Below are 1,524 nucleotides of genomic sequence, written 5' to 3' on the forward strand. Positions count from 1 at the left end.
CGAGCAGCACCTCGCCCTGGCTGATCCGGGCGTTATCGGCCATGTAATTCATCATCGCCAGCGCGAGGGTACTCTTCCCGCTGCCGCTTTCGCCGACCAGCCCGTGAATTTGCAGCGCGTCGACGTGCAGCGACACATCGTTGATGGCGTTGACCCAGCCCTTGCCAAGCCTGTAGTCGATGGACAGGTTTTTCGCTTCGATCACCGGCGTCATCGCAGTTGACCTTCGTAACGGAAGATGCGGCGCAGACCATCGGCCATCAGATTCACGCCGATTACCAGCACGGCAATCGCAGCGGCGGGGAACCATAATTCCCAGGGCGAGCGGGCGAAGTTCTGGCGCGCCTCAGCGACCATCCGGCCCCAGTCCGGCGACGGCGGCTGCACGCCGAGTCCGAGGAATCCGAGCGACGCGGTCAGGAAAATGGCGTAGGAAAAGCGCAGCGCCGCCTCGACAGCCAGCGCCGGCAGCACGCCCGGCAGAATTTCGCGGAACAGGATGTAGGCTGTCGATTCGCCCCGAAGCTGCGCCGCTTCGATATAGCCGCTGGCCCGGATGTTCAGGGTCGCGCTGCGGATAACCCGCGTGACGATGGGCACGTAAAGCAGCACAATCACGACGATCAGGCCGATGACCGAAGGGCCAATCGTGCCGACCAGCACCAGCGCCAGCACCAGCGCCGGAATCGCCAGCAGGCTGTCGAGCAGGCGCGAGGCGATTTCGTCCAGCCAGCCGCCGAAGTATCCCAGCGTGAGGCCGAGGGCGGTCCCGATGGTGACAGCCAGCGCGGTGGCGATGCCGGGTATCAGGATCACTTCGCGCGCGCCCCACAGCACCCGGCTGAACACGTCGCGGCCCAGCCGGTCCGTGCCAAACGGATGCTCCACTGATGGGGCCAGACCACGAGCGCCGGGGATAAGCTGGTCGTAGTCATAGGCGGCCAGCAGCGGGCCAAACAGCGCCAGCAGCAAAAACAACAGGACGATGATCGTCCCGGCCAGCGACAGCGGACGGCGGGCAAGCTGCCGCGCAATCGCCCCCGGCGCAAACGCCGAACCGGATGCTCCGGCAGATTCAATCGGAGTGTTGAGGCTGGTCATAGAGGATGTCCCGGCAGGGGCGCGGCACTGGCGTGTGCAGCCGGCCGCACCCCCTGAGGCTGCATCAGGTTATCCGGTGACGGTCACATTGCGGAAATCCGTGCGTCCGGGGAAGGTGTGCATATCCAGCCCATCGACACCCTGCACCACTGCGCCGACGACCGGCGTAAAGAAGGGGATGATGATGGGGCCTTCGGCGGCGAAAATTTCCGCAATTTCACGATAGATGGCAGAGCGGGCCGCGATGTCCGCCGTGCGGGCGGCTTCGGCTACCAGCGCATCAAGGGCCGGGTTGCTCCAGTGCGATTCGTTGAACGGCCCCCCGGTGACGTAGGCTTCAGCAAAATAGCTCTGCGGAACCGGGCGATGCCCCCAGCCCGTCAGGCCGAGGTCAACTTCCATCCATTCATTGCTGCCATAGTA

The 1,524-nt window shown here is 64.6% G+C and carries 3 protein-coding genes; all 3 read right to left on the minus strand.

Annotation, left to right across the window (positions count from 1 at the left end; translation table 11 throughout):
• Window positions 1-214 (minus strand): ATP-binding cassette domain-containing protein (locus Q0X16_RS12970; RefSeq protein ID WP_297835216.1); only part of this gene is annotated, 214 nt, incomplete at its 3' end.
• Window positions 211-1,101, minus strand: a complete 891-nt coding sequence (locus Q0X16_RS12975) for an ABC transporter permease (RefSeq protein WP_297835219.1) — start codon at window positions 1,099-1,101, stop codon at window positions 211-213. The genes Q0X16_RS12975 and Q0X16_RS12970, both read right to left, overlap by 4 nt.
• 69 nt (window positions 1,102-1,170) lie before the next feature.
• Window positions 1,171-1,524 (minus strand): hypothetical protein (locus tag Q0X16_RS12980; protein WP_297835222.1); only part of this gene is annotated, 354 nt, incomplete at its 5' end.

The organism is Thermomonas sp. (assembly GCF_025993755.1).
In the GTDB taxonomy this organism is placed as follows: domain Bacteria; phylum Pseudomonadota; class Gammaproteobacteria; order Xanthomonadales; family Xanthomonadaceae; genus Thermomonas.

What these genes read in the sequence shown, in the direction of transcription:
- Q0X16_RS12975 (WP_297835219.1), bottom strand. Translation starts at nt 1,101, where the DNA reads ATGACCAGCCTCAACACTCCGATTGAATCTGCCGGAGCATCCGGTTCG.